At 39.6% G+C, this 23,426-nt stretch carries 16 protein-coding genes; 8 read left to right on the forward strand and 8 right to left on the reverse strand.

What is annotated here, in order from left to right; genetic code table 11:
• The first annotated feature begins 16 nt into the window (after positions 1-16).
• The 5 genes from flgK (at position 17) to EHO65_RS16655 (ending at position 4,867) form a co-directional block, all read left to right on the forward strand.
• Positions 17-1,927 (forward strand): flagellar hook-associated protein FlgK, encoded by a 1,911-nt coding sequence (gene flgK / locus EHO65_RS16635; protein WP_135775661.1) that lies wholly within the window; start codon positions 17-19, stop codon positions 1,925-1,927.
• A gap of 32 nt (positions 1,928-1,959) precedes the next feature.
• Positions 1,960-3,225 (forward strand): flagellar hook-associated protein 3, encoded by a 1,266-nt coding sequence (locus EHO65_RS16640; protein ID WP_135775706.1) that lies wholly within the window; start codon positions 1,960-1,962, stop codon positions 3,223-3,225.
• A 96-nt stretch (positions 3,226-3,321) separates the two neighbouring features.
• Positions 3,322-3,771 carry a flagellar assembly protein FliW gene (gene fliW / locus EHO65_RS16645; RefSeq protein ID WP_135775662.1) on the forward strand — a complete coding sequence of 150 codons (450 nt, stop codon included), beginning with the start codon at positions 3,322-3,324 and terminating at the stop codon, positions 3,769-3,771.
• Complete coding sequence (csrA, locus tag EHO65_RS16650) at positions 3,772-4,032, forward strand: carbon storage regulator CsrA (RefSeq protein WP_008589574.1); 261 nt, start codon at positions 3,772-3,774, stop codon at positions 4,030-4,032.
• A complete protein-coding gene (locus EHO65_RS16655; RefSeq protein ID WP_425269356.1) occupies positions 3,950-4,867 on the forward strand; it encodes an SHOCT domain-containing protein in 918 nt (305 codons plus the stop codon). Before csrA ends, EHO65_RS16655 begins: the two co-directional genes overlap by 83 nt.
• 137 nt (positions 4,868-5,004) lie before the next feature.
• Here the strand turns inward: EHO65_RS16655 and EHO65_RS16660 are convergent, their stop codons facing one another.
• The 4 genes from EHO65_RS16660 to EHO65_RS16675 all read right to left on the reverse strand — a co-directional run bounded on the left by EHO65_RS16660 (position 5,005) and on the right by EHO65_RS16675 (position 11,060).
• On the reverse strand, positions 5,005-6,165 hold the full coding sequence (locus tag EHO65_RS16660; RefSeq protein WP_167482046.1) for a hypothetical protein: 1,161 nt from the start codon (positions 6,163-6,165) through the stop codon (positions 5,005-5,007).
• Between the two features lie 238 nt (positions 6,166-6,403).
• Complete coding sequence (locus tag EHO65_RS16665; protein ID WP_135775665.1) at positions 6,404-7,087, reverse strand: SIMPL domain-containing protein; 684 nt, start codon at positions 7,085-7,087, stop codon at positions 6,404-6,406.
• Between the two features lie 108 nt (positions 7,088-7,195).
• A complete protein-coding gene (locus EHO65_RS16670) occupies positions 7,196-8,080 on the reverse strand; it encodes a M48 family metallopeptidase (RefSeq protein ID WP_135775666.1) in 885 nt (294 codons plus the stop codon).
• Entirely contained in the window at positions 8,070-11,060 is a 2,991-nt protein-coding gene (locus tag EHO65_RS16675; RefSeq protein WP_135775667.1) for a DUF2339 domain-containing protein, read from the reverse strand. Before EHO65_RS16675 ends, EHO65_RS16670 begins: the two co-directional genes overlap by 11 nt.
• A gap of 145 nt (positions 11,061-11,205) precedes the next feature.
• On the opposite strand from EHO65_RS16675, the gene EHO65_RS16680 reads away from it, so the two are divergent.
• On the forward strand, positions 11,206-15,135 hold the full coding sequence (locus tag EHO65_RS16680; protein WP_135775668.1) for a PAS domain S-box protein: 3,930 nt from the start codon (positions 11,206-11,208) through the stop codon (positions 15,133-15,135).
• 3 nt (positions 15,136-15,138) lie between these two features.
• On the opposite strand, the gene EHO65_RS16685 is transcribed toward EHO65_RS16680, so the two are convergent.
• A complete protein-coding gene (locus EHO65_RS16685; RefSeq protein ID WP_135775669.1) occupies positions 15,139-16,941 on the reverse strand; it encodes a methyl-accepting chemotaxis protein in 1,803 nt (600 codons plus the stop codon).
• Between the two features lie 62 nt (positions 16,942-17,003).
• On the opposite strand from EHO65_RS16685, the gene EHO65_RS16690 reads away from it, so the two are divergent.
• Entirely contained in the window at positions 17,004-18,365 is a 1,362-nt protein-coding gene (locus tag EHO65_RS16690; RefSeq protein WP_425269357.1) for an alkaline phosphatase D family protein, read from the forward strand.
• Positions 18,362-19,219, forward strand: a complete 858-nt coding sequence (locus tag EHO65_RS16695) for an alpha/beta hydrolase (RefSeq protein WP_135775671.1) — start codon at positions 18,362-18,364, stop codon at positions 19,217-19,219. The genes EHO65_RS16690 and EHO65_RS16695 overlap by 4 nt, the downstream gene beginning before the upstream one ends.
• Here EHO65_RS16695 and mtnP read toward each other — a convergent pair.
• The 3 genes from mtnP to EHO65_RS16710 form a co-directional block, all read right to left on the reverse strand.
• Entirely contained in the window at positions 19,210-20,073 is an 864-nt protein-coding gene (gene mtnP / locus EHO65_RS16700) for an S-methyl-5'-thioadenosine phosphorylase (RefSeq protein WP_135775672.1), read from the reverse strand. The genes EHO65_RS16695 and mtnP overlap by 10 nt on opposite strands.
• 79 nt (positions 20,074-20,152) lie before the next feature.
• Positions 20,153-21,742 (reverse strand): methyl-accepting chemotaxis protein, encoded by a 1,590-nt coding sequence (locus EHO65_RS16705; RefSeq protein WP_135775673.1) that lies wholly within the window; start codon positions 21,740-21,742, stop codon positions 20,153-20,155.
• A gap of 61 nt (positions 21,743-21,803) precedes the next feature.
• Entirely contained in the window at positions 21,804-23,399 is a 1,596-nt protein-coding gene (locus EHO65_RS16710) for a methyl-accepting chemotaxis protein (RefSeq protein WP_208744141.1), read from the reverse strand.
• Between the last annotated feature and the right edge of the window lie 27 nt (positions 23,400-23,426).

Here is a 23,426-nt window from a genome sequence, read left to right on the forward strand (position 1 = left end):
ATAGGAGGGAAGAAGTATGGGATCCACATTCTCCGGATTAGAAATTGGTAAAAGAGGCCTTGCGGCTCATCAGCAAGCCTTACAAACTACCGGCCATAATATCTCGAACGCGGATAATAAACATTATTCACGTCAAAGAGTTGTTTTACAAGCTACGGATCCTCTGTACGAACCTTCTTTGAATCGTGCTCATGTTCCAGGTCAGATCGGTCAAGGCGTTGAGATCGCTTCCATCGAACGTGTTAGAGATAATTTTATTGATGATAGAATTATCGAAACTTCTGGTGTGAAAGATTATTGGGCAGCCAAGAACGAATATCTCTACCAAGCAGAGAATATTTTTAACGAGCCTAACGGTACTACTCTTAGGACTCTAATGGATAAATTCTGGTCTTCTTGGGAAGAACTCGCAAATTATCCTGAAGATAACGCACATCGTTCCGTGGTTCTGGAGAAAGCACAAGGGCTCGGAAGCAGGATTGAAGATGTGTATCGCAAACTTTCTCAATTGAGAGACCAATCAAATCGTGAGATCGAAGCTCATGCACTTCATCTGAATACGATCGGAGAAAATATCCGGACATTAAACGAAAGGATCGCTAAATCGGAAGCATTGGGCGATAGACCGAATGATCTTTATGACAAAAGAGATGCTCTTCTCCAAGAACTTTCTGGCTTAACCGATATCACAATTGGTAGAAGTGATGAAGACGAGTTGATGGTATTTATTGGCCAGCAGATCCTTGTCCAGGGTGGAAAGCTCAATAAAGTCGATATATTAGGAAATCCTTCTAAAGATGGTCTATTAGATCTTTATTGGAAAGTTACTGGAGATCCGGTCCTTCTCCGCAAAGGAAGACTACAAGGTTTGATCGAAGTAAGAGACAGGATTTTGGGCGAGAAGATCGACCAAGTGGATGCTCTTGCGATCAACGTTATGGATGTGATCAACGAGATCCATAAAGACGGTTTTGGTTTGAATGGAAATACGAATCAAAACTTCTTCGATATTCGTTCATTAGCTTTGAATACTTTCGGCGAATATGATTCAGACGGAGATGGCCAGAATGATATCTCTGCGATCTTTAGAGTAACGGGTAAGAATACCTTGGATCCGGATCGTCCGATTGGGATCAGCGGAACCATGACATTCTTAAAGCCTGACGAAAAAGAAACTCAGGTTTTAATTCCTTATTCTGCAAATGATACTTTGAACGGTATTATCAAACGTATCAATGCTTCTAAGGTTGGTGTTGTGGCTTACATGAACCACGATAACCAATTGGCTTTTAAAGCGACTGTAGCGGAAGATACTCCTAAGAAAAACTTCATTCTTAGACATATTGAAGATTCCGGAGAGTTATTAGTCGGTTTGACCGGAATGCTGATGGCTTCCGGACCTTCCGGAGCTTATGATTACAAACGTTTGGGTGAGATTACCAAACTTCAATCTAAGCCGGAAGACATTACTTTAACTCCACATTTTCATCCTTCTTCTCATTTTAAAGTAAATGAACACATTGCGAATAACGTAGCAAATATCGCAGCAGCAAGAGGAAAGGATGTTGGTGGAACAGGAGATTATAATTCTCCTGGAGGTCATAAGGACGGTAGGAATGCTCTTTTAGTAGCTTCTTCCCTTAGAAATAATCCTGTGATGGTGGATTATTCCAAAACCACGGATGATTTTTACAATAGTCTGATCTCTAAACTTGCAACAGAAGCAAGAGAATCAAAACAAGAATTTGGGATCCAATCAGATCTTATGACCGAGCTCGAGAATATGAGACAGTCGGTGATGGGTGTAAGTTTGGATGAGGAAATGGCCAATATGGTCCAGTTCCAGCACTCGTACAATGCGTCTGCGAAGATGATCAATACTATGAATGAAATTCTAGATACGATCATCAATCGTTTGGGCGCGTAATTCCGCCGGAATAGCAAGGAGGCGAAGCCATGATGCGGATCACTAACATGATGCAAAATAACAGTCTGGTGAGGACTTTGAATCGTCACCAGCTGTCGTTAGACGAAACCCAAAACCAATTGGGAACAGGACAAAGAATTAGGACTCCTTCCGATGATCCTGGAAGGGCGACCAACCAAATGTTCTTCCGATCTAGGATGAATGAGTTGGATACTTTCCAAGCAAATATCGACGATGGCTTCGGAAGATTACAACAGATCGACGGAGAGCTGGACAGGATTGGAAACTTATTCCAAAGAGCGAGAGTTCTTGCAGTCCAAGCTTCCAACGGTATCTATCAAGGTGACAAAGGTTTCGAATTAGAAGTTGCTGTCGGTAAAGAGATAGATGAATTACTCAGAGCGTTAGTCGATATTGCGAACACAAGAGATGCCACGGGAAGACCTCTTTTTGGTGGGCATGTGATCGAAAGACCTCCTTTTGAACCGATCGAATCCAAGATCAAAGGACTCCAAGGATTGGAATTAAAAAACCAATATATCGGGGTAGAATATCGCGGAGATATCGGAGAACAGATCAGAGAGATCGAAAAGGGAGAATATATCCCAGTTACAATTCCCGGAAACAAAGTGTTCTGGGGAACGAATATGAGTGTTACCAGTCGTGTGGATAACTCAGGTTACGTTGCAGTTTCCGATCAAAAATTCAAGATAGATGGAGTCGAGATCCAAGTTTCCGCAGGTGATACAATTGATGATATCATAGACAAGATCAATAACTCTCCGATTGAAGCTAAAGCGAATAAGCTTGCTCAGGATAATATCAGTCTTAGTTCCACTGCACCTCACCAGATCTGGTTAGAAGACGTGGATGGAGGAACTGTCCTGAGAGATATCGGATTGATCGATGCAGGAAATTCAGAACCTCCTAATAATTATAGTAAGTCCGCGACTGTTACTGGCCTTTCCGTATTCGATGTACTCATCCAATTCAGGAACGATTTAATCCAGAAAGACCAAGAAAGAATTTCAGGTCGTGATATCCAAGACTTAGATCTTGCATTGGAGAATATTCTTCGTTATAGATCTATTGTAGGAGCAAGGATGAATCGTATGGAGGAACATTCTCAAAGAGTTTCCTTTGATAAATCCTATATGACCGAGTTACTTGCTAAAAATGAAGGAATTGATTTCCCGGAAACTATCATGAACTTGAAGTGGCTGGAAACGATTCATCAATATGCGCTTAACGTAGGATCCAAGGTAATCAAACCTACCTTGATGGACTTTCTAAGATAAGAGCGTGATTCCCCGAAATTCAATCGGGGAATTCTTCTTGTAGTGATTTGAAAAAAGTATAAACTTAGAGCTTAGCTCTGAAAAACAGGTCGGTCGATGTTAGAGATCCACAGCAAACCTTTCGGAAAAATAAAAGTTTCGGAGCGACAACTTATCAAATTTCCGGAAGGACTTCTAGGTTTCGGGGGATATAAAAGTTTTGCCCTAATCGAAGAAGATGAAGAGTCAGTATTTAAATGGCTGCAGTCCATTGACGAAGTGGACCTTGCTTTTGTAGTAATTCCACCTTCTTTATTCAAAAAAGAATATAAACCGATTCTGAGCCAAGAAGAACTTTCTCAAATCGGGTTGCAGGATGTTTCGGAAGCTTTGACCTTAGTCATAGTGACGATTCCGAACGACGATCCGGCATCTATGACCGCAAATCTACAGGGCCCTATTTTGATTAATAAGACGGATCTAACCGGTCGCCAATTCGTATCACGTAACGAGATCCATTCAGTTCGTGAAAGAATTTTAGAAAGCGCCACTGTGGAGATGTCCTAAGTGCTCGTACTAGCTAGGCGTACTAATGAATCCATTATTATAGGTGACGATATAGAGATCGTTATCGTGGATATCAAAGGGGATCAGGTAAAGATCGGAGTTAAAGCTCCTAAAGAAGTTTCCGTTCATAGAGCGGAAGTGTATCGTGAGATCCAGGCTGAGAATAAGAAGGCCGCCGGTGCGAAAATTAAGCCGGAGGAATTGGGAAAAATTGGCAGCATGCTTAAAAAAACCGATTCGGGCAAAAAAGAAAAACCTTAAACTTCTAAGTTTCTTTCTTACCCTTCTATTTACGATCTACTGTTTGTCTTCCCAAAGAAAGGGAATGGCTTCCTCTTCGGATTCAATCGTATTATATTATCTTAAAAAGAGTTCAGAGACTCCACTCTTCTTGCAGGCGGAGACTTGGTTACCGATTGCTTCAGGAGTTTTGACTGGAGCTGGGCCGGACCAATTGGATAAGACAGAGTTTATTTCCAGATGGGAAAAACTTTTTAAGTTCACTGGGGTTTCCGAAACAGGAGTTTTCAATTCAGAACCGGTTCGCTTGTTCACGGAAGAAGAATCTTTTCGCCTCGGAGAATTATTATATAAAGCGGAAATCGAGATCCCAGATGGACTTCCACAAGCTTATCAAGTAATTATTAAAAGAGAAGATCCGATCCGCCCAGGACTCAGGATCAGAAGAACCATTTTTTATATCAGAAATACCCCCGAAGGAATTGTATTAGAATTTTCTGAAATAGGGCAGGTGCTTGATTTTCAGACCACTTATTCTTTTAGGGACTGGACCTTAGTTCCTATATCAAAGCCGGAACCTTCTTCCCGTAACTCCATTTATCTTCCGGAGATCCGTCCGGAAGGTTTAGAATATCTTAACGCTGTTACAGACGGAGAAGATATAAGAAATCGTATCCTTGTGAAAAACGTTTTTTGGACAGCAAATCCTTCTAAGAAAAATGTCGGAACTCCTACCAAAAAAATCCCTAAAACGATAGAGGATCGCCTAAGGACTTTGCAGGAACTTTTAGATAAGGGATTAATATCGAAACAGGAATATGAAAAGAAAAAGGCAGAAATTCTAAAAGAATTGTAATAGATAAAACCCGGAAACTTTTCAGCATCCAGGTTTTGTTGAGAAGAATATTATAAGAGTCTGTCCCAAAAGGTCCAGGCTCTTGAAGCCTGCGTTGCGGACTATAGTCACTTCGCTCCTGAAGCCCGCATTGTGGACTAGAGATTCTTAACTAATCCTACGGTTCCTCCGTAGTTTCCGAATTGCTCGTTATCTGTAGTGGAGCTTAAATTAGGCACTGTGCCTGCTTCCACAACTTGGCCCCCGGAAATGGAAGGTCCTTTTACTTCTCCTACACTGAAATAGGTGAGCTGGTAGAATCCACCGAATCGAATACCGAATGTTTCGAAAGGTTTAAGTACGAATCCTGTTTCGAAAGTCATAGTAAATCCGGAAGCTCCCGCAAAGAATCCATCCTTGGACTTGAATGCGTTGAAGTCTAAACCGTTATACGCTCCTGCAGTGGCTCCTGTATCTACACCGATCTGAGCGGAACTTAAAGATAAGGTTCCCCAGAAAAAGCTTGTATCGCCTCGGAAGTACCAGTTCATCCAACTCCACATTGGAACTGCAACACCGTAATCCAAGGAAAGTGTAGTGATATTATATCTAAGATCTCCAAATCCGATCGCATAACCTGACATTCCATCCGAAGTTCCTGCGCTAAAACCTGGGAGCTTGAGTCCGAAATTGGAATAATCTCCACTTGTTTTACCTTGCCCATAACCGATTGAAAATTCGTAACTTATGTTATTAGAAGTATTTAAGTTCAAAGGTCCCCAACCGTACTTAACTTTCCACTCATTGGTGGTTGTAGTAATTTTATCGGTGGTATATCTATTAGAAGTACTTGTAGTAGTGGTTTCTGTTATAGATTTTTCTCCCAAGGAAGCTACGATACCTATGAATGTGTTATCAGACAACTGGTGAGAATATCTGATCTTAGGAAATCCACCGCTCGGAGTTGTCTTACTATCTTCCTTGAAGAATTCAGGCGTTCCACCTAGTGCACTTCCGGCAATCCTAACACTATTTAAGATTCCGTTAATAGACTGAGGTCCGCCTTGGTTCAGGCTTCCTGCAACTCCATCTAATTCCAAAATATGTAATAAACCATTTCCATATGAACTACTATTACTTGAGGAAGAGTAAGAAGAACTGCTACCTCCGATCGGAGCTTGGTCTTGAGGTGGTTGCTGTTGGTTATTATTCGTAGGTTGATTTTTAGGAGGCTTTTGATTATTCGGATTTCCTGTTTGTCCGTATAAGGAAAAGCAAACTAGATAAGTTGCCAATATAGCTAGAATCTTTTTTTTCATGAGGTGCCAGAGTAATAATTTTTTTCCCAAAACACCAATTATTACAGAAGAGAGCAAGGAAAAAAACAAAAGACCGGAGCGGCCCCCGAAAGGGCCGCTCACGTAGTGAGAATAGTGAAGAGAATTGGATATATGTTAACTACTTACCGGGTTATTGGTACTTAGGTAACAATCCATAAATACCATACCCATATAACCGATTGAAAAGACAGATTTTTTTCACTTATTTGCTGATTTTTTAATAAGAAACCTTCAATAAGATCTTCGCTTCGCGAAATAAATTTCCAGCTTCGATCGGAGTCGCAGATTTTGCGCTCATAGTTTGAAAACCATCCATGACAGGAAGTGGTTCGGAAATTTCTTGGAAGTCGGCTCTTATCTCTACAAAATCCTTAAATTTCAAGCCGAGTGCTGAAAGAATTATATCAGCTTTTTTGCGAGCATCCTTTGCAGCTAACTGTAATGCTTCTTGAGAAGCCTTCTCTAAATTTGCATCCGTTGCTTGTAATCGGATCCCTATGATTTGATTTGCTCCATTTTGTATGGACTCATCAATTAGTTTGCCTGCGGATTCTACTTTAGATCTTATTAAAACTGTATTGGACGCTACATAACCTTTGATCTGTCTCGCTCCAGATTTAGGATATTCGTATATAGTTTGAAGACGGACCACTTCTGTTTGTAACGAAAGTAAGGACTGCTTTTTGAGATATTTTACGAGAGAATCGGTCTTCGCTGAAGTTTTTTCATGAGCTTCTTCTGCTGTTTTGGATTCTGTCTCTACTCCGATACGTATCTCTATAAGTTCTGCAGGAACTGCAACTTTAGAGAATCCGCTAACGATCAGAACTTTTTCCTGTTCTGCAAATGCGGAACCTATACTAGCGAATAATAATATGCACCCGAATAATATTTTTTTCATAAAAACTCCGAAGGTAAGACCTTTTTCCATTCGGGAAAATTCCCGAACGGTAAGGATTTTTAGATTTTATTCGAAGTTATAAAAATTGAAACTTGTAAGAAGAAACGATCAGTACTTTACGAATTCTTTATCGAGTTCGTCTTCGTAGCGGCTGACACGTTTTTTTAAGTTTTTCTTTCCTACATAATATTGGCCTTCTTCTTCTCGTTTGGCCTTCTCTGTAAATTTTTCAGAACGATGGGAAAGATAAGGATGTGTCATAAAATATTCTTGGATGGGTGAAGCGGCATTTTCCTTCCCACCGCTAGCTTCTTGTAGTTTTAGGAACGTTCTTCCCATTGCGAACGGGTCGTAATATTCTCTGAGCAATAGATCGTAACCGTAAGAATCTGCTTCATCTTCTTGGTTTTTTCCGAAAGAAGGTTTTAGAAGTATTGCTGCAGTTAGATCTGCCAATTCACCTAGGGTAGAGGCACCGATCTTTCTCGCCAATAATTCCCCTCTTACCATATCCATGCAGTGAGAAAGTTCAACATGGCCAATTTCATGTCCGATAACTGCAACCAATTCTGCTTCAGAGCTTACCATAGAGAGAAGTCCCTTGGTTACGAATAAGATCCCTCCGGGCATTGCGTAAGCATTCGGAATGGAAGAATCCATTATAAAAATTCTATATTCGAATCTTTTATTTTTCCCGACCGTAAGGTTGGATACCAAACTTCTTAAATAGATCAGATCAGGATCTTTTTCGTCTGCATAGGATTCATAACGTAAAGCCACTGAATCTCCCAGTTTTTTCTCATCTAAATCGCTAATAGGCATAAGTTTAGTAAGAGAACGATCGAATGTCTTGATCGGTTTTCCAAGCAATTGGAATGCGGGAGAAAGAGTAGCAGGCATTTCTACATTTGCCTTACTCTTTACCGCCAAAAATGAAATGGCTACTCCGGAAGCTAAAAGTATAACAAAGAATAATAATCGATTACGGAGCATCTGCTTTCTCCTTATTTCCAAATTTGCCGTAAAGGGTGTTCATTAGGATAAGTATTCCCCCCACTCCCAAGAATACTAAAGCGCGAGTGATTGTGGACGACTGGGAAAGATCCCAGAAGATCAATCTTAATAGACATACGATCATTGCAACCAGGGACACATAACGGAAATGTTCCTTTTTCAAAATGAGTCCCATTAAGAAAACGATAAACACTTCTACCATCCACAATAAAGTTAACAGAGAAGAATCAAAACTCCAGAATAGGAAGAATGCTCCCGCTGCGAATAAAGGATAAAATATGATATAATCGGATCTTCGGTCTAGTCTTTCAGAAAGGTTTCGGACCCTGCCTGGATAACCTTCTACTTCTATTCCTTGGAATGTAGGAAGAAGTTGGATCCTTACTAAATAAGCGATCTGTAATACGATCCCGATTAGTCCACCCAACCATTCTTGGTTTGCCCAATATTCGGAAGGAGTCAAAGACGAGCTGGAAATAAATGCCACATGGATACAGGAATACCAATAAAAGCAGAGAGAATAAAATCTGAATCTGGAGATTTCCCAAGAAGTTTTTAAACTGATCTGATTTAAGAAGAATGCCCAAACGATCCAGGCAACCGGTAACCATGTATTCGGGATTTCTAATGCGATAATCGCGGTGATGAATATAGCGGTTAATTCCCAAAATAATGGCAGAAGAGAACTCCAATAATTTGGAGTTTCTTTTTTAGGATTCGGACTTTTTGCCCAATATAAAAATACTCCGATAGCTAATGCTTGGATCAAGAATCTGATCTTGAAAATTCCTACATAAAGTTCAGATTGCAGATGAACCAGAATATGAGCTCCTAAAAATAATCCCACAAACGTAAGTGCAAAAAATTGCCAGACTGGTCCTGCAGAATTGATGGAGGACTTCCAGGTATTTTCCCAAATCTTCTCTCTTTCGGAAAAAAAGTTTTTGGTTTCTAGGTATACCAATGAAAGAAGAAGCCAAAGTATTCCAGGTAAGAAAGGAGAAAGGCTTTGAGTAGTCCAATATGCTAAGAATACAATATGTAAAGAAAGAAGGATCGCTCCCGGTGAAGAAAAATATCTGATCTTGTCTGCGCCCATCTTTACTTTAGAAAGAGGGATCATCAAGAAGCAGAATAGGATTGTAGGAAGATCTCTTAATAGTACTTCCCATCTTTCCAAAGAATAAATTCTATAGATCACTTCAAAATGTAATGCAGCTACAAAGAAGAAGAGCCCGACTCCTAGGCCGTTCCAATTCCTGTTTTGTCGGATCATCAATAATAGAATTCCGAATGCAGGAAGATACAATTCAGAATGTTTCCAATCGAATAATTGGAAACAAATAACGGATGCTAAAAGTCCTGAAAAAATTCCAGCAGGTGAAATTCTATCATCACCCCCTATTCCATAAACGTCATCGCTTGCTGTAGAACTTTCTTTATTGCGGATCTCGTCATAGAATTGGATCAAGAAAGTGAGAATGACCATCACAAGAGTAGTGATAACGATTGGCCAAGTTCCAAGATTTATTCCGCCAGAATATTTTATGATTAGAAGAAGAATGTACCAAGCCCAAGAAATATGAAGAAGAACGGCTCCTATGTTCTTGAGTAGATTTTCTTTTTCTTCTGCACTGACAACAAAGAAGATGGAGAATAGAAGTGAAACATAAACGTTGATCAGGAATAGATCCACTTCCCATCGAGTGAGTAATATGATCCCGATAGAAGCAAGGGCCAGAGAAACTAAAGTATCAGTGAGATAAAGCCAGCGAATGTTCAATTTTTCTCGAGCAGTTCTTGCCCAGAAAAATAATCCTATAGAAACAGAGATCAATACGGGAGGATTCCATTTAGATCCAGTGGAATAAACAGATAATCCTAATCCGATCCCGGCCCAAATGATAAGGTGAGTGATAAAAGGAAGTCGTTGTATACTTGCTGAAGAATATACTTTTCTATAATGAGCTAAGATGGATGGAATTCCGACAGCGAGAGTTCCTAAGATCCCCCAGGTTCTGGAAAGAGGCGAATTTAATACATGTAATTGTTCTGAAAAATGTCCTTTATAAAGAAAGTTTAAAATTAAAAAGGAAATTGCAGTTTGTATTAAATGAAATTCCCATTTAGTTCTATAAGATAAAACCACACTAAAGGTGGAAACTCCAACCGCTAAGAAGAAGATCAAAGTGCTTAGTGGAAGGATCGCTAAAGAGATTAAACTTAATACTATATGAAGACTTGCAAACTTTTGTTGAGAAGTTTGCCAAGCAAGTCCTAGGTTTATTGAAATCCCAGCGATGATTAAGATAAGAGCGTAAAATTCAGACTCTATCCATTTCATTCCTGGAACAGAAACCGCGGCAATACAAGAGAATAAGATAACTGCACCTGAACCGCTTCTGATCCAATAACCGATCTGCTCCCAGAATTCTTTTTTAACTAGAAGGATAGAAATAATGAATAAACCGATACCGATCCCTAATACCATTAAGAATCTGAAGAAAGGAGACATGTTCAGGGCCGCATAAATTCCTAAGAACCCAACACCCATTACGAGTATGATTGTTCCTAGGATCCCGGTCCAATTTTTCGCTATTTGCTTCTCGAATTTTTCCCAAGCTTCAGATTTTTTAGCAATAGGTTGAGGCTCTTGCTTTATAATAGTTGGAGGTATTTCTGCAGGCTTCGGGACTTTTGCAACAGGCTTGGAAGAAGGGAGTTCTTTCTTAGCTTCAGGGATTGTTTCTTTTACTAAGATTGGTTTTTCTTCTTTGATAGGCGACTTTTTCTTTTCTGCCTGAATTTCTAGAAGGGTAGAAGGTCCCTTCTCCTTTAATTGGTTCTCCAGATCTTGGACCCTTTCCAGTAATCCGTTGATCTTGGATAATAAAACGAAGGGAATGATAAGGTAGAATACGCCTGCAAAGAATGCTAATAAACCGATGAGAAATTCCATAGTATGTAGGCCTTTTCGAGTAACGTGTCCTTAAGGATTGCAACTTTCTTGAATTTTGGAAAAAAAATGAAAGTTTTAGAAAAGTAGTTTCTAGCGTTATTTAGTCCATTAGTATTTGAGGGTTTATTCCCTCGGTGATAAAAGTTTGGAATCATCCCTTTCACAGCTCAGTATCCTCAGGCAGTTTTTCGAAAGGATCGGGGATGGTGTACTTGTATTTTCTTCTTCCGGAAGTCTGATCGAAGCGAATCCGGCAGCATTGCAGATCTTGGGCTATTCTTCCAAAGAATTGAAAGAGATAGATTTTAATCTGATCTCTGATATTCGAAACGGGATTTTTGAAAGTCTTAAAAAAGAAGAAAAAACCAATTGGTACTTAGGCTATTTTTTACTTAAGACTAAAGAGATCAGGACATTTTATTGCCAAGGTTTTAAGATCCAAGGTGAAACAGATTCAGAAACCACTACTTGGATCCATATCCGTTCTCCCAAACAACAAAGTGAACTTTCTAAAGAAGATATAACTCATCCGGAAATAGGATGGCGGGCTCTCGAAAAATTTTTCGATATGAACCCTTTGCCTATGGCGATCACCGAGATCGAAACTGGAAAATATCTAAAAGTAAACAGACAGTTTTGTATCCAGGTAAAATATTCTGAGAATGAGATTGTTGGTAAAAGTGCATTAGAACTTGGCTTTTGGAGCTCTGCTGAAACGAGAGCGGATATAGTAGAGGCTATCAAAAAAGAAGGTTTTGTCAGAGATATAGAATTACGTTTTACTAATAAATTGGGAGAAGAATTTTGGGGACTCTTCTCCGCTCACCCGATTGAATATGGAGGTTCTTTAAAACTTCTTACGATCACTGTTCCGATTACCGACAGGGTAAAAGAAGAAGTAGAAAAACAAAAACTTTTAGATGAACTAAAAGAGAACCAGGAAATTCTAAATCAGATCATTCGGCTAAATCCAACCGCGATCACTTTATCCAAAGCCGATGGAACGTATCTAGATGCAAATGATGTATTCTCAAGTTTGATCGGTAAAACGAACGAAGAGATTATAGGTAAGTCGCCAATTGATCTTGGAGTTTATTACGATCTAAGCGACAGAGAGATAATTCGAGGACTTCTAATCCAAAAAGGCGCAGTAGATAATCTAGAAGTGAAGATGGGCACCGCTGACGGAAAGATACGCTCTATTCTATTCTCCGCTAGAGTAATAGAAGCGGGTGGTGAAAAAAAGATCTTAGCGGTTGGTCACGATATCACTCATATCAAAGAGGCGCAATCCGATCTAGAAAATCTTGCTTCTGAACTTGAAAAGAGTAAGGAACTTTTCCAAAGATTATTTCAGCTAATTCCTTCTGCAGTGGTTCTTACCGATTTGGTTTCCAGAAAGATCATCGATGTAAATGAAAGATTCCTGGAAGTCATAAAACTCAAAAGATCTGAAGTGATCGGAAAACTCACCACCGACATTAAGGTCTGGGATTATGATCCTGATAGAAGAAGTGAAATTTATAACCAGTTAGACGAGAAAGGTGAGGTCAGTAATATTGAAACAGTTTTTCGAGCCGCCGATGGAACCGGGATCCCAGTTCTATATTCAGGAAGGATCGTCAAATTAAACGGAAGACCTCATGTCATTTCTCTTGCAACAGATATCAGAGAACGGTTGGAAGCGGAAGAACAAACCAGGAAATTGAACGCGGAAGTCCGACACAATAAGGAACTATTTGAGAAAATTTTCCAAATGAACCCGGCTGCGGTCTCTCTTTCCGATCTGGAAACCGGCACTTATAGAGAGATCAACCAAGAATATTGTGACCTAATTGGATACACTAGAGAAGAGATTATTGGGAAAACTTCCTTCGAGTTGGGGATCTGGAAAGGTCCCATGGATAGAGCAAAGATCCGCAAGGAGTTGGAAGAAGTAGGCTGGTCCAAAAATATAGAAGCAACCATCAATCGATCTGATAATACTGAAAGGCATGTAATTTCAGGAAACAGAGTGTTTAAGATCGGAGAAAAAATGATGCTTCTGGCACTTCTGATCGATGTAACCGATAAGAAAAAAGTGGAACAAGAAAGAGATCAGTATCTTCTCCAATTGGAGGAAAGTAAGGATCTTTTCGAAAAAGTTTTCGATCTGAACCCGGATACTATCTGTATTTCCGATCTAGAAACTGGCAAATATATCAATGTAAACTCAATGTTCTATGATCTGTTCGGGTTCACGAAAGAAGAAGCGATCGGAAAAGACTCCATAGATATGGGGATTTGGCCCGATCCTGCTGTCAAACAAAAGCTCATAACCCAAATGAAAGAAGAAGGTATATTACGAGATATTGATATACCTTTTGTGAAAAAAGACGGAACTCATATAGATTCCATTTTTTCGGGCCGTATCATGAACTTGCTGGGAAGGCCGGTAATCGTTGCGATCACAAAAGATAATACTGCGGGAAAAGCAGCGGCGAGGGAAAAGGAAGAAGAGAGTTTAAAAGTTTCAGAACAAGCAAGAGTTCTATTGAATATGGCGACTGATCCTGATTTTGCGTCGGGTAATATCTCTGCAGGTCTGAATAATATAGTCAAAATGTGCACAGAAACTTTGCGATGTGATCGTGCCTCTATATGGCTTTTTTCTGATAAGGAAAGAACTGTCTGGTCTTTGGTTTCAGGATGGGATCAAAAATTTCTGTCTTATTTAGATCCGGATTCTATGGATCTAAAAGAGTACCCCAAATATTTTGCATCGATGAAGACTGAAAGATTGGTGGATGCGTATGATGTAGTCAATGATCCAAGAACTTCTGAATTTGCAGAATCTTACAGTATTCCTCTTGGGATCCAATCCTTGTTGAACGCTCCTATTTTTTTAAGGGGTGGGATTTATGGGGCCATATGTTTGGAACATAGAGGTGCTCTTCGCAGATGGAAAGGTTTCGAGCAACAGTTCGTGGTCACAGTTGCGGAACAAGTCACTCAGTTATTATTAAATTCTGAAAGAAGAGAAGCTAAGGAAGAATTGGAAAATGCGGTTCGTATCCGAACTTCTGAATTAGCTTCCGCTTTGGATAATCTGAAAAAAACCCAGGACCAACTTATCCTTTCGGAAAAGATGGCCGCACTTGGACAGTTGGTTGCAGGTATCGCTCATGAGATCAATAACCCGTTGGGTGCGATCTCTGCTTTAAGCGGTGAATTAAGAGCTTATTTAGATTCTTCTCCGGAACGTTTGAAAAAGTTAGGCCCATTCTTTGCCGAAGCGGAACCAAGTTATATCAAACGATTATCGGAATTTATCCGTGCAGGAATTTCCAATAAAGAAATTCAGGTTTCAAGAGAAGAAAGAAGGAATGTTCTTAAAAAACTAAAAAACACTTTGAGCGAACTTGGTTTCGAAAATCCATACGATCTCGCCGATAGATTGATGGATGTAGGGTTATATAATTCTACAGAAGAATTTCCTGAAATATTTAAAGCAAAGACCAATCTTGCACTTTTGGATTTTGCGATCGAAGAGATCCAAACATATAAGAACGCGGCATCTATTCGGTTAGCCGTGGATAGAACTTCTAAAATTGTCTATGCTCTTAAAAGTTTTGCTCATATCGATTCTGGCGAAGGTAAGATCGAAACGGATCTCGCAGAAAATATAGAAACTGTACTTACCATTTATCATAACCAGATTAAAAACGGGGTAGAAGTAGAATTGGATTTCCAAGCAAGGCCGATAATTTTTGCTTACCCGGATGACTTGATCCAAGTTTGGACAAATTTAATTTATAATTCTTTGCAAGCCATGCAGTTTAAAGGAAAGATCAAAATTTCTATTTTAGATTCTGACTCTGATGTTTCTGTTTTGATTTCAGATAATGGCCCGGGAATTCCTGCGGATATTAAATCTAAAATTTTCGATCCTTTTTATACAACTAAAGCTCCAGGAGAAGGAAGCGGTCTGGGCCTAGACATTTCGAGAAGGATTGTTTTAAAACATGGGGGAAGAATAGAATTCAATTCCAAACCGGGAAAGACAGTATTTAAGGTAATTCTCCCCAAAACTTAAAGTTTAAGTTTTAAAGAATTCTACTTCTTTTTTCAAAGAGCTTGCTTGGTTCGCAAGTTTCTCCGCAAGAGAATCAATATCGTTCACGATCCCGTTCAAAAACTCAGTAGCTTCCGAGATACTTCCAATCGTTTTAGAAAATTCTAAAGAAGTTTGGGATTGTTCTTTCGTATGATTTCGGATCTCTTCTGCAGATCGGATCAGTTCAGAAAATGCATTCTTTACTTGAGCGCTTGCTACCAATTGAGATTCAGATAGGGAAGAAACCTGCAAAATTCTTTCAGAAGTATTTTGAGCAGTGTCTCCTATTCTTCTGAAAGCGACTTCGGTATTTCCTAAAACTTCTCTTCCAGAATTGGTTGCCTTAACTGCTTCTGCCAATGTTGTACGGATCCTTTTTGCATTCTCCTGAGTTTGCTCTCCCAGTTTAGAGATTTCTTGAGCGACCACGGCGAAACCTTTTCCTGCTTCTCCTGCACGAGCAGCTTCAATAGCTGCATTCAAGGAAAGAAGTCCGATTCTATCCGTAATCTCGTGGATCACATTCACACTCGCTTCCATTTTTGCAGTATTAGATTCTATCTCTGCCATTGCATCTCGAGTGGATTGTAGTGCGGATTCTCCGTTAGAAGTTTCTAATCTCATCCTCTCTGCGTCGTTTTTTGTATCCATAAGAGAAGTATGAACGTTACGAATTCTATCTTCTAGTTCGGCAAGTGATGCAGATGCTTGTTCTACGGTATCAGACTGGCTTTCAGCTCTGGAAGAAGTAGATTGAATGGACGCTGCGATTTCTTCTACACCTGAGCTCATTTGTTCTGTGGAAGCGGCTTGCTCTTGCATTTTTATAGAAAGATCTTTTGTTCTTTCTTCCAACACTTTGGAACTTTGAGAAAGTTTTTCCGATTCTTTGATCACAGTTTTAACAACGATCCGAAGTCTTTTCACAAAATCGTTCAACATCTTGCTACTTCTTCCTAACTCATCTGTGGAAACCATAGGAAGTAGGATATCCAATTCGCCTTGGGACATTTCTACGAATGCATTCATCATATTTTTGGAATTCCTACGAATGCTAGAAGCCAATAGATAGGAAGAAATGGTGAGAGTGATCACCATAAAAAGTATGGTAAGAGAAAGTGCTAAGGTGACATCTCCCAGTTTTAACCAACCGGATGTCTCTTCTACTAAAAGGTAACCGAAGATCACAACAGGTAGCAGTGCTATAGATGCTATCGTAGAAATGATCCGAACGAAGATTGAAACTTTACGAATATCTTTTTCTTCTAAGGGAAGTCCATTCAATTTGTCCGATTCCAAAACTTCAGAGAGTACTGATTCTGTTAAGAAGAAATGAGAAATTCCTAAAGTTGGATAAATGATCAAAGGTAAGAGTAAAAACGGAGCCGACTCGAAAAATTCTGGAATAAAGAAAAAATGCATAATTTTCCATGCTGTAGGAATTCCGTAACTCCACTGCACGATATAAAATCCTGTGTTCAGAAGCGGAAAGTCCAAAAGTTTTTTCTTTACTTCTACCTTTCCTTTTGTGTTCAATTTTTCCCAATTATTAGGTTCCAGATTGGATAGGAGTTTTCCCAAATATAAAAAACGAAGTGTAGGGAAAAAATAAGAGGTGGTCAATGAGACTGTGGAAGCCCCGATAAGTGCGATCGCCTTATTGAAGTCATACGCCCCTGCTGCAATAATAAATAGAACGGCTAAAGGGACGGCAAGAACGGAAGTTAATAGTTCCAGGCCTAAGGTCAGTCTCCATCTAAGTTTTCTAGATTCTCCCCTCGTCATTTCAGTTCTTTCCCTTTTTTTTGATTTGAAAGAAGCCAGAGGCTTCAAGATATTTCATGACAATGAGACGCAGATTGCTTTTATCATCCACCTCTTTGTTGTTTTTACTGTTTGGATTCTTTTACATCGATTTTGCAATTTATGGAAAAAGTCAGTCAACCGACACATCTTCGCCTTCTAGTATCCAATCGGGGCCGATGTTAGGTTACTCGACTCATAAAGAAGTGAAAATCTGGGTGCAGACTAAGAATCCTTCTAAAGTTTATGCGAAATATTTTATTTCCGAAAATCCGAAACAAAGTTACATAACTCGTGAAGTAAATACTGAACATCATAAGGGCAATGTTGCTCATCTGATCGCTGACGTATTGGAACCTGGAAAAACATATGAGTATATAATTTATATAAACGGAAAACAACAAGAACCGAAGTCAGAGCAAAAATTTAGATCACAACCTATTTGGATAGGAAAACAAAGTGGACCGCCTGATATCAAATTCGCTTTGGGAAGTTGTGCATTCGTAAACGATCCGAAATACGATACACAAGCGAAACCATACGGCGGAGAATATTTTATCTACAAATCCATCTCCTCTCAAAAACCGGACTTCATGCTTTGGATGGGGGATAATATTTATCTAAGGGAACCTGATTGGGAGTCTCGAACAGGATTCATCTATCGTTATACGGAACAAAGATCTTTGGCGGAACTCCAACCATTACTTGCAAACGTTCACCATTATGCAGTTTGGGATGATCATGATTGGGGACCGAACGATGGAGATGCGTCCTTTTGGATGGGGAATACAGCAGAAGAAATTTTCAAACTATTCTGGGCAAACCCTAACTATTCGAAAAAAGGAATATACGGCTCTTTCACTTGGGGAGATGCACAATTCTTTTTGATGGATGATCGTAGTTTTAGGACTGCGAACGATAATAAAACCGGACCTAGATCGTTCTTCGGGGAAGAACAACTGGATTGGTTAGTGAATGGCCTGGCATTCTCCAAAGCGACTTTTAAGTTTGTGGTGGTTGGCGGCCAAGTCTTAAATCCGTTGACCGTCTTTGAAAATTATTCTACATACGCGGAAGAAAGGGAAAAACTTCTTTCCAAAATCTCCAAATTGAAGATAAAAAACCTGGTATTTTTGACCGGGGACAGACATTTTACGGAATTATCATATATTCAGGAAGGATTCGAATATCCTGTATATGATTTTACAGTTTCACCTTTAACTTCTTCCACTCATGCACCTATTACCGAAAAAAATCCGTTAAGGATAGAAGGTACAATGGTGGATGATAAAAGAAATTTTGGAACCATTGAAATTACCGGACCTTTAAAACAAAGGAATTTGGTTTTTAGAGTCTTTGATTCTGCCGGAAAAGAACTTTGGTCCAGGGATATTAAGGCCAAATGAAAATCCAAAAGCTTATGTTATATCTTCTCTCGGTCATCTTCATTGTTTTTTTAGGGCTCTTCGGCTTATTATATTCAAATCAAGACAAGCTGATCTTTTTCCCAGAAATTTTACCTGAGGACTTTCACTTCTCTTTTCCCTATACTTTTCAGGAAGTTTCTTTGGAGTTAGAAAATGGAGAGAAGGTATATGCATTATTTTTCCCTGCTCAAGGTCCTTCCAAAGGGACTGTTTTGTATTTTCATGGAAATGCAGGAAGTTTAAGAAGTTGGGGTGGAGTTGCAGAGGACTTCGTTCCTCGAGGCTGGGACCTTCTCATGACCGATTATAGAGGTTACGGTAAAAGTAGAGCCAAGCTGACCGAAAAAGGAATGTACCAGGATGCGGAACGTTGGTACGAATATCTGAAAACGGATAAATTGAAAAAGGAAAATGAGATCATTCTTTATGGAAGATCTATCGGAACCGGAGTTGCGGTGGATTTAGGAACCAAAACAAATCCCGGTTATATTATATTAGAAACTCCTTATACTTCTTTGGCGGATCTAGCAAAAGAATATTATCCATTTGTGCCAAAATGGTTTTTGGCTTATTCTCTTAAGTCTGAAAATAAGATCGGGAAATTGCATTCTCCTATGACAATTATACATGGAAATGAAGATGAGATTGTCCCATTCAGACAAGGAAAGAAATTATTCAAAACCGCTTTGGAATCAGGAGTTAAAATAGAATTTCTAGAAATAGAAGGAGGAAATCATAATAATCTCTCCTTCTTTCCGGAATACCAAAAGGGATTGGTTAATATTTTAGGGTCGGTTCACTTAAACCGAAGAAAATCAAACTCTCAGAGATAATCTGGGAATAAGACTTTCAGTTTTGCAACAGTATCCGGATTTCTGCGTTCAGGAGCAGTGATGATCGAATACTTAGTGCTATTCTTGAGGCTAAGATCGTCTCCGTTTCCAAGAGAAGGGATCAAGGCGCTCAAAAGTTTTTTAGCATTCTCTGCATTCTTTCCTAAGTTCGCCATCACCATTTCAGCAGTAACTGCTTCTTCGTTCTCTCTCCAACAATCATAGTCGGTGGACATACAAACCATTTGGTAAGCGATCTCGGCTTCTCTTGCAAGTTTTGCTTCCGGAAGAACACTCATATTAATGATGTCGCCGCCCCAAGAACGATACATATGAGATTCTGCTCTTGTGGAAAATAAAGGACCTTCCATACAAACCAAAGTTTTGTTTTGGTGGATCTGAAGATTTACTTTTGCAGCAGCTTTATTAATTCTATCGCTTAAGTTTTGGGAGAAAGGATCTGCGAAGGGAGCATGAGCCACCACACCTTTTCCGAAGAATGTGGATTCTCTTCCTCTCGTTCTGTCTATGATCTGACTTGGAAGAACAAAGTCCAAAGGTTTGATCTCTTCTCTTAAACTTCCGACAGAGCTGAACGCTACGATCTCTTCTACGCCTAAAATCTTAAGAGCGCAGATATTTGCCTTCATAGGAACTTCGTGAGGCATGATAAAATGTCCCACACCATGGCGAGGTAGAAATGCGATTAGTTTGTCGTGGATCTTTCCGATCTTGATCGTGTCGGAAGGTTTACCCCAAGGAGTTTCCGGAAGGACTTCTTCGACAAGTTCCATTCCATCCAGACTATAGAGACCTGTGCCTCCGATAACTGCAGCTTTTACTTTAGTCCCCATATCCATCTCCTTGAATCGGAATAAATTCCATATATCGAAATATGGGTCCGATTGTAAAGAAGAAGGAAATGAAAAGGTCTTAGGAATTATTACTCAATACTTTTAGTTCGGAGGCCTTTGTTTTGATCCGATCAATCTCTGAGTTTAAACTAGCTGAATCTTCGTTAATCTCATTAATATCTTTTTCTAATTGGGACATGGTCCGGATCATTTCCTTTTGGCCAACTGATTGTTCTTTTTCAGATTCATGGATCTCATTCGAAACTGATTTGATACTTTCCAATTCACTTAAGAACTTACGGATAATATTTCTCTGTTCCAGATAAAGTTTGTTCATCTGGACAATTCTGTCAGAAGTTTCTAGGATCTTAAATTTTTGTTTTTCCGTTAGGTCTCCCGTTTCCGCAGAGGCGTTTTTTGCTTCTTGGATAAAACTCTGGGATTGTCTTACGATTGCAGAGATGGATTTTGCATTTTCTGAGGTGAAGTCTGCAAGTTTACTTACCTCGTTCGCTACCACTGCAAATCCTCTTCCTGCTTCTCCTGCTCTTGCGGCTTCAATAGACGCATTTAATGCGAGAAGGTTCGTTTTATCCGCAATCTCTCCCATGATCTGATTGATCTGATCTACTTTGTCAAAGGAGCCTGCGATATCCGCCAGATAGGATTTTGTTTTTTCAGCAGCGATGGTAACATTCTCCATATCCGCTTTATTATCGTTTGCAAATGTAGAAAGCGCTTCACTATACCCGGTGATATTAGAAACTATTTCTCCTAACTTCTTAGAATCATCAGCAAGTTCAGTCAAACTCGCATTCTGTGATTCAATAGACCTAGAAGTATTTGTAGAAGCAGCGGAAAGTTCCTCTAATACTGCGTTCACTTCTTCCAATGCAGCAGCTTGGGATTCCATCTTCTCTCCGGTGCGGTTTATGAACTGAGCGAATTTAACGATAGAATCTTCCAAACTAATTGCAGAATCTTTAATGATAACCTGATTTTCACTCAATTTTTCGAGCAAGTCCTTTGAATCGGTATAAAGACGGTTTCCTTCTACCGTTAATCTTAAAAACAATCTCATTAATTGAGCAAGTATCACACTCGCAACAAATATGAATGCAATTTTGATAATCTCAGTAGAACCGCTTATGTTATAAGGAAGTTTTGCTGCTTCTGGATCATTTACAAATCCAACTCCGTTTTTAAGTGCACATACAAGAGCAACGATTGCGCCAGCGGTAGAGAATGCACCTACGATCAAAACGAATATCCTTTCTCCTAAAAGACAGGAGTAGATCATTATATAAAAATAAATGAAGAATAATACAACGTTCTTTAAGGTTCCAGCCGCTACATCCGGAGAAACGAAAGTATCTAAGATCAATGTGGCACTTAGGACATTCACATCGAATAAAACGAAAAGTTTATGGAATCCAATGGACATATTCCTTTTGCGATTCGCTACAAAATTGAAAATGCAGTAGAGTCCCATAAAGGCAGTGCCGCCTGCGTGGACCATAAATTGTAAGGGCTGAAAACTTTTATAAGCTCCCGCTAAGGAAATGATAAAAAGTAAAACTAATCCTAATCGGATCCGGTTGATTACGATTGCTCCGTTCTTCCAGATTTGTAGGATCGTGGATTCCGTTTTTACATGGGAAGTTTCCATTCTTACCTCGCTTGAGATCAATAGACGGAAATTCCCTAGTCAGACTAACGTTGGTGTTCTTTTATTCGGAAGAATGTCCGCTCAATACTCTTAACTCTGAAGCCTGGCTATTGATCTTGTCGATCTCAGTGTTCAGTTTGGTGGATTCTTCGCTGATCTCGTTTATGTCTTTTTCCAACTGGCTCATTGTCTTCATCAATTCGTTTTGGCCGAGAGTTTGTTCTTTGGTGGATTCCAGAATATCCGTGGATGCTGATTTGATAGTATCCAATTCGTTTAGGAAACTTTTGAGGATAAATTTTTGCTCCTTATAGAGCTCATTCATTTTCAATATCCTATCCGTAGTTTGTGTCAATTTGAACTTCTGTTTTTCGGTAAGATCTCCAGTTTCCGCGGAAGCTACTTTTGCCTCGTTGATAAAACTTTGAGATTGTTTCACGATGGAAGAAATAGACTTCGCATTTTCAGAAGTGAAGTCTGCTAGTTTACTTACCTCATTTGCCACGACGGCAAATCCTCTTCCTGCGACCCCGGCTCTTGCCGCTTCAATAGATGCGTTTAATGCGAGAAGGTTTGTTTTATCTGCGATCTCTCCCATGATCTGGTTGATCTCATCTACTCTGTTGAATGAGTTCGCAATGTCTGCGAGATAAGAATTCGTTTTTTCAGCGGCGATGGTAACATTCTCCATATCCGCTTTATTCTCTTCTGCAAATACGGAAAGTGTTTCGCTGTATTCCGTAATATCCCCTATGATCCCTCCCAATTTTTGAGAGTTGGAAGCAAGTCCCGAAATACCTTCATTCTGAGTTTCGATAGATTGAGTATTATTGATAGAAGAAGCAGAAAGTTCTTCTAATACTGCGTTTACTTCTTCCAAAGCAGCGGCCTGGGATTCCATCTTTTCCCCGGTCCTTGCAATATAACCTGCAAATTCTTTAATAGATGTTTCTAAGTTTTCTGCGGAGTTACGAATGATGATCTGGTTCTCTTTAATTTGAGTTAAGAATATCTGGGATTCTCCGAATAATCTGGACCCTTCTGCAGTTAAGTTCTCGAATAATCTCATTAATTGGTATAAGATCACACTTGCAGTGATCATAAAACCGATCTTTACGATTTGAACGGAGAAGATCAGAGTATCCGGATCCTTTGATTTACTTGCATTTTCGGTTAGTACAAGCCCGTTCTTCCAACCCACATAAAGTGCGATTGCAACTCCGATCGCAGTTAATAATCCGATCAGAAGTACGAATTTTTTTTCTCCCAATAAAGAGGAGTAGATCATTATATAAAAATAAATGAAGAATAAGATCATATTTGCGAGAGTATCTCTTGCAACGACTGCATCGATACTACAGTCAGCGGCCATGATCGCAGAAAGTATGATTACATCCAAAATCACTAAAGTCTTTTGGAATCTAATCCCGACTTTTCCTCCTCTTGCCAGGAAAAATTCGAAGATACAGTATAATGCCATTAAGCCTGTTCCGACAGAGTGGGCGATTACCTGAGTGGGGTGGTTTGTTTTAGAAACTCCGATCAAGGTAAGAATGAAAAGAAGCACCAATCCTAATCGGATACGGTTGATAACGATAGCACCGTTCGTCCAGATTTTTGCTATAGACGATTCCTTAGAGATCGCGGAATTTACCATGGAATTCATCATTCACCTTCCGGCAGA

It is taken from the genome of Leptospira andrefontaineae, from assembly GCF_004770105.1.
GTDB lineage: Bacteria > Spirochaetota > Leptospiria > Leptospirales > Leptospiraceae > Leptospira_B > Leptospira_B andrefontaineae.